At 50.8% G+C, this 5,457-nt stretch carries 4 protein-coding genes; 3 read left to right on the top strand and 1 reads right to left on the bottom strand.

Translation table 11 applies throughout. The features are described 5' to 3' along the window. Positions 1–150 precede the first annotated feature (150 nt). Both HMPREF3066_RS00845 and HMPREF3066_RS00840 read left to right on the top strand, forming a co-directional pair. Complete coding sequence (locus tag HMPREF3066_RS00845) at positions 151–1,554, top strand: 3'-5' exonuclease family protein (RefSeq protein WP_070439843.1); 1,404 nt, start codon at positions 151–153, stop codon at positions 1,552–1,554. Positions 1,555–1,763: 209 nt separating this feature from the next. Next, positions 1,764–2,558, top strand: a complete 795-nt coding sequence (locus HMPREF3066_RS00840; RefSeq protein ID WP_060975375.1) for a Cof-type HAD-IIB family hydrolase — start codon at positions 1,764–1,766, stop codon at positions 2,556–2,558. Positions 2,559–2,836: 278 nt separating this feature from the next. Here HMPREF3066_RS00840 and HMPREF3066_RS00835 read toward each other — a convergent pair whose 3' ends face one another. Beyond that, complete coding sequence (locus HMPREF3066_RS00835) at positions 2,837–4,255, bottom strand: alanine/glycine:cation symporter family protein (protein WP_070439842.1); 1,419 nt, start codon at positions 4,253–4,255, stop codon at positions 2,837–2,839. A 372-nt stretch (positions 4,256–4,627) separates the two neighbouring features. Here HMPREF3066_RS00835 and HMPREF3066_RS00830 point away from each other — a divergent pair, with 372 nt between their 5' ends. Then, on the top strand, positions 4,628–5,356 hold the full coding sequence (locus HMPREF3066_RS00830) for a YebC/PmpR family DNA-binding transcriptional regulator (RefSeq protein WP_003745951.1): 729 nt from the start codon (positions 4,628–4,630) through the stop codon (positions 5,354–5,356). Positions 5,357–5,457 lie beyond the last annotated feature (101 nt).

Here is a 5,457-nt window from a genome sequence, read left to right as displayed (position 1 = left end):
CCAGATACTCTATCCAACTGAGCTACGGGTGCGCTGTAAGAAAGATTGGGATTATAGGGAGGGGGGGGGATTCTGTCAAGGGTGTTGTTGGAAAATAAACAGGGAAAGTGTAAAATGCGCGGCTATTGATTGAATTTACAGGAAAATAAAATGGAGAGCGTTTCTCGCTGGCCGTTGTTGCAGAAGGCGTTTGCCCGTTTCGGGAGGCCTGTGGTTGTGGTGGATTTGGAAACTACCGGCGGGAATCTGTATCAAGACAGGGTAACGGAAGTTGCTTTATTGCGTTTCGACGGGCAAAGCGTATGCCGTTATGAATGGCTGGTGAATCCGTGTAAGCCGATTCCTGAATTTGTCGCGCAACTGACGGGTATCAGCGATGAGATGGTGAGAATGGCTCCGTTGTTTGCGGAAATTGCTTTACAGTTGTTGCCGCTTTTACGGGGAGCCGTGGTGGTGGCGCATAACAGCCGTTTCGACTATACCTTCCTGCGCCATGAGTTTCGCCGTGCCGGTATTGATTTTGCTGCGCCTGCTTTGTGTACCGTCCAGTTGTCGCGCCGCCTTTATCCTGAGTTTTACAAACACAATTTGGACAGCATTATCGAACGGAACGCAATTGCAGTGGAAAACCGTCATCGTGCGATGACCGATGTCTTGGCTTTGAGCGATTATTTGGAACACAGCTTGCGCGAAAAGAATACAGAAGATTGGGATAATTACTGCCGGTCTTTGATGAATCCGAAAATGCTGCCAAATTGGGTAACGGATGCTTTGGCAGCGCAGATTTATGCGTTGCCGGACAGCGAAGGTGTGTTGGTCTGGTTTGACGCATTCGGCAAGGCGCAGGCGGTAGTTGCATTGGAGAAGGCGTATAGTGAAACGGCAGAAATGCTGCACGGTAAAAAAGTTCCGCTTTATTTGAAGGCTGCGGCTTCCGTGCGTTTTATTCCTGCGTTGGGCAGCCTGCATTCGGTATGGCTGAAGGCGCAGGCGATGAGGGAATATGGTATCCGCCCACCTGAACGAGTCGTTTCCAAGCCTACTGCATTTTCTACGGTTCGTTTTTCTCCCGACGAACACGGTGTATTGCAGGCAAGGATTGTGCCTTTGGATAATGGCAGTCGTGCTGTCCGCCCGTATGGGTTGTTCATCCATAAAAAAGCCGCCAAACGCGCGCTTAATAGTTGGGCGCTGGAAAACAGACTTTGTCCTGATGCCTTGAATATCCTGCCTGTTGCAAATGGAAAAGGTGTGCCGTGTCCTGTACAGGCACTCGGGCAATGCGACGGTGCCTGCCGTACCGAGGATGGGATAGAAGCGCAAAACGGACGTATCCGCGAATTGGCGCATTTGTTGCCCGTTGCAGACTGGGGGAGAGCGCATGAGGTAGAGATTACGGAGACGGACGGCTTATCCGGAAAAAGCATCACTTTGCGTTGTGCCGGAGGAGCGATTGCTATGCCGGACGGCGGCTGGTACTTTGATGACAGTCTGCCCGCGTTGCTGAAAATGAAATTCAGGCGGGAGCGGGAAAGCGTCAAAATTATTGCTTAATGCAATGATCGCGAAAATGGAATAAGCAGGTTTCAGAAGATCTCTGATAACCTGCTTATTTTTTAATCAGGTTTGTTTTTCTCTTGGGAATCAATATGAAGTAGGATTTATACACAGCTTGTTTACATCATTGCATGTAGAAATTGTGCATTGTTCCCGTCATTGCACGTTACAATATAGGTCGTCTGAAACCGATTGTATGCCTGATAATGAATACGCCAAAAATTATTTTTTTCGATATTGATGACACGTTATACCGAAAATATACCGATACGCTGCGCCCGTCTGTTGCTAAAGCGATGGAGGCATTGAAAGCGCGGGGTATTTTGACGGCGATTGCGACGGGGAGACCGCCGGTGGCCATTCCGGGTAAGGTTAAAACCCTGATACGCGACAGCGGTATTGATATGCTGGTTACGATTAACGGGCAATATACGACGTTTCACGGGGAGGTGTTGCAGGCTTATCCGATGATTGAAGCCGAAGTGGAGCGGATGTGTGCATTTTTTGACAGTCAGTATATTGATTATGCTTTCGTAAATGATGCCGAAATTGTCGCATCGGCTGCCGGCGAAAGGGTAAAAGAAGCCTTGTCGCACATCCTGCCTGCTTTTGAAGTGGATAAAGAATATTTCCGCAAACAATCGGTTTATCAGATGCTGGTGTTTGCAGACGATGCCCAGGAGCAGGAGATTATCGGAAAAATCCAATCCGAAGGCTTCAAATCCGTGCGTTGGCACGAGTCTGCGCTGGATATGCTGCGCCGCGAAGGTTCAAAAGCAAGAGGCATTGCACATGCAGTAGAAAAGTTGGGCATAGGCATGGAAGATGTTATGGCTTTCGGCGACAGCTTTAATGATTTGGAAATGCTCTCATCCGTCGGTTTCGGCGTGGCCATGGGAAATGGTGAGGAGGTGGCGAAGGCTGCGGCGAAATTTATTGCGCCGAGTGTAGATGAAGATGGTGTGTACAGGGCTTTGGTTGAATTGGGAATTATTGATTGATGGATAGTAGTTTTTAGAGGGGGCGTCTGAAAAGCAGGTTTCAGAGGCCCTTTGTTGTTTTGCTATTTCAAAAATCTTTCAGAAATACCAAGCTCATTAACAGTCTTTGAGGATCTACATTATTACAATACTATTTAACATGAATATACAAAGAAAAACGGCTGCAAAAGCAGCCGCAGATTGGCATAGCTGGTAAAACAGCAATAAACAAGTATCAAGAAAAAAATAACTACATTTAATCTCAATATGATGCTAAGTCATATTTTCACGATTGCGGATTAAGCCTTGTCGTGGAATTCGTGGAATTCATATTGGTAGGACAAGTTTTTGCCTGCTTTTTTCTGCGCCAGATAATCGTCGTAAACGGTGCGGATTTCTTTGCGCAAGAGGAATAGGGCGATTAAGTTGGGGATGACCATGAAGCCGTTGAACATATCCGACAGGCTCCAAACCAAATCGACTTTGCCCAGCGTGCCCAACACGATAGCCAGCAGCACGAGCGCGCGGTAGATGCCCAAGTGTTTGCCTCTGAAGAGGAAGCGGATGTTGGACTCGCCGAAGTAGTACCAGCCGATGATGGTAGTGAAGGCGAAGAAGGTCAGGCAGACGGCGAGCAGTTGCGAACCGAAGCCGGGGAAGGCTTTGCTGAAGGCGAATTGCGTCACCGCCGCGCCTTGTTCGCCGGAAAGGTTGGCATCGGTCAGGAGGATAATCAGCGCAGTGGCGGTGCAGACCAAGATGGTGTCGATGAAGACGCCGATAAATGCTGCCAAGCCTTGTTGAACGGGGTGGTTCACGTCGGCGGTAGCGTGCGCGTGCGGTGTCGAACCCATACCCGCTTCATTGGAAAACAGCCCGCGTGCCACGCCGAAACGGACGGCTTCGCGCATACCGATACCCGCTGCGCTGCCTAATACGGCTTCGGGGTTGAAGGCGGCGGTAAAGATGTGGTTGAACATCGGTATGATGTGGTCGGAGAATTTGAACAGGATAACGACGGCACACAAGATATAGATAATCGCCATAAACGGCACGACGAATTGGGCGATGTTGGCGATGCGGTTGACGCCGCCGACGATAATCATGCCCGCGAGGACGGCGAGGGTGATACCTACTGCCAATGCCGGTACGTTAAAGGCGATGGTAACGGAGGAAGCGATGGAGTTTGCCTGCGTGGCGTTACCGATGAAGCCCAGCGCGATAATCAGGGCGATGGAGAAAAAGCCCGATAAGAAACGCGCTGCGCCGCGCCCGATTTTCGGGGTCAGGCCGTGTGTGATGTAGAACGCGGGGCCTCCGATGTATTTGCCGTGGCTGACGACGCGGTATTTTTGCGCGAGCAGGGCTTCGGCAAAAATCGTGGACATCCCCAAAACGGCGGAAAGCCACATCCAAAAAATCGCACCCGGCCCACCTGCGGTAATGGCGGTTGCCACGCCGGCGACGTTGCCCGTGCCGATTTGGGCGGAGACGGCGACAGCGAGTGCTTGGAATTGCGACAAAGATTTATCGTCTTTGTCTTTTTTGGAAAACAAACCGCCGAAAACGGATTTGAGGCCTTCGCCAAATTTGGTAATCTGCGGCGCACCCAGATAGAGTGTGAAAAACAGGCCGATGCCCAAAAGGGCGTAAATCAGCAGGTAGTCCCACAGAATCAGATTGACTGCGCCCACCAGTGCAGACAATGTTTTTTCCATAATTACAAACCTTATATTGAAAAATGAACAGATGACGGCATCCGGCGGCGGTTACTCCGTTGAATGCCGTTGTGTCAGACGGCGCGGCGAGCAGGCCGGTTTCGTCCGTTTCGCCCCAAGTTGTCAACAATCCTGAAGCAGGCCTGCATGATACCGTAAACCTTTTGTGAGGCAAACGAAAAAAAGGGTCAGGTTTGGGCAAAGACAAGATTTTTGCGTTTGTCGGGCGCTATCGGCGTTTTCAGACGACCTTTTAGGCAGAATGCAGCGTCGTCTGAATATTTTAGGTATATTCAACCTATGTTAAAATGCGCCCTTTGAAAATGAGCAAGAGTCCGCCGGATAAGGCGGAAAATCGAAAGGAATCCATATATGGCAGGTCATAGCAAGTGGGCGAATATCCAGCATAAAAAAGCCCGTCAAGATGCCAAACGCGGCAAAATCTTCACCCGTCTGATTAAAGAAATCACCGTCGCAGCCCGCATGGGCGGCGGCGATCCCGGTGCCAACCCGCGCCTGCGCCTGGCTTTGGAAAAAGCCGCCGAAAACAATATGCCCAAAGACAACGTGCAACGCGCCATCGACAAAGGTACGGGCAACTTGGAGGGCGTGGAATACATCGAACTGCGCTACGAAGGCTACGGCATCGGCGGCGCGGCACTGATGGTAGATTGCCTGACTGACAACAAAACCCGCACCGTCGCCGACGTGCGCCATGCGTTCACCAAAAACGGCGGCAACTTGGGCACCGACGGCTGCGTAGCGTTCAACTTCGTGCATCAGGGTTATCTGGTGTTCGAACCCGGCGTTGACGAAGACGCGCTGATGGAAGCCGCTCTGGAAGCCGGTGCGGAAGACGTTATCACCAACGACGACGGTTCCATCGAAGTCATCACCGCCCCGAACGATTGGGCAGGCGTAAAAGCAGCATTGGAAGCCGCGGGTTACAAATCCGTTGACGGCGACGTCACCATGCGCGCCCAAAACGAAACCGAACTCTCCGGCGAAGACGCCGTCAAAATGCAGAAACTGATTGATGCGCTGGAAGATTTGGACGACGTGCAGGACGTTTACACTTCCGCCGTCTTGAATCTGGATTAATAGGCAATATTGAAAGCAGACCTGTTGGGTCTGCTTTTTTTTGCGTCTGGGATTTTTGGCGGGTTGAGAACCTTTGCAAAATTCCCCAAAATCCCCTAAAT

The organism is Neisseria sp. HMSC03D10 (genome assembly GCF_001807625.1).
Lineage (GTDB): Bacteria > Pseudomonadota > Gammaproteobacteria > Burkholderiales > Neisseriaceae > Neisseria > Neisseria mucosa.
The sequence above is the reverse complement of the archived record's forward strand: the minus strand, read 5'-3'. Positions and strand labels throughout refer to the sequence as shown.

Excerpts from the sequence above, each read along its gene's own strand:
- HMPREF3066_RS00845 (WP_070439843.1), top strand. The coding sequence starts at position 151 with ATGGAGAGCGTTTCTCGCTGGCCGTTGTTGCAGAAGGCGTTTGCCCGT.
- HMPREF3066_RS00840 (WP_060975375.1), top strand. The coding sequence starts at position 1,764 with ATGAATACGCCAAAAATTATTTTTTTCGATATTGATGACACGTTATAC.
- HMPREF3066_RS00835 (WP_070439842.1), bottom strand. The coding sequence starts at position 4,255 with ATGGAAAAAACATTGTCTGCACTGGTGGGCGCAGTCAATCTGATTCTG.
- HMPREF3066_RS00830 (WP_003745951.1), top strand. The coding sequence starts at position 4,628 with ATGGCAGGTCATAGCAAGTGGGCGAATATCCAGCATAAAAAAGCCCGT.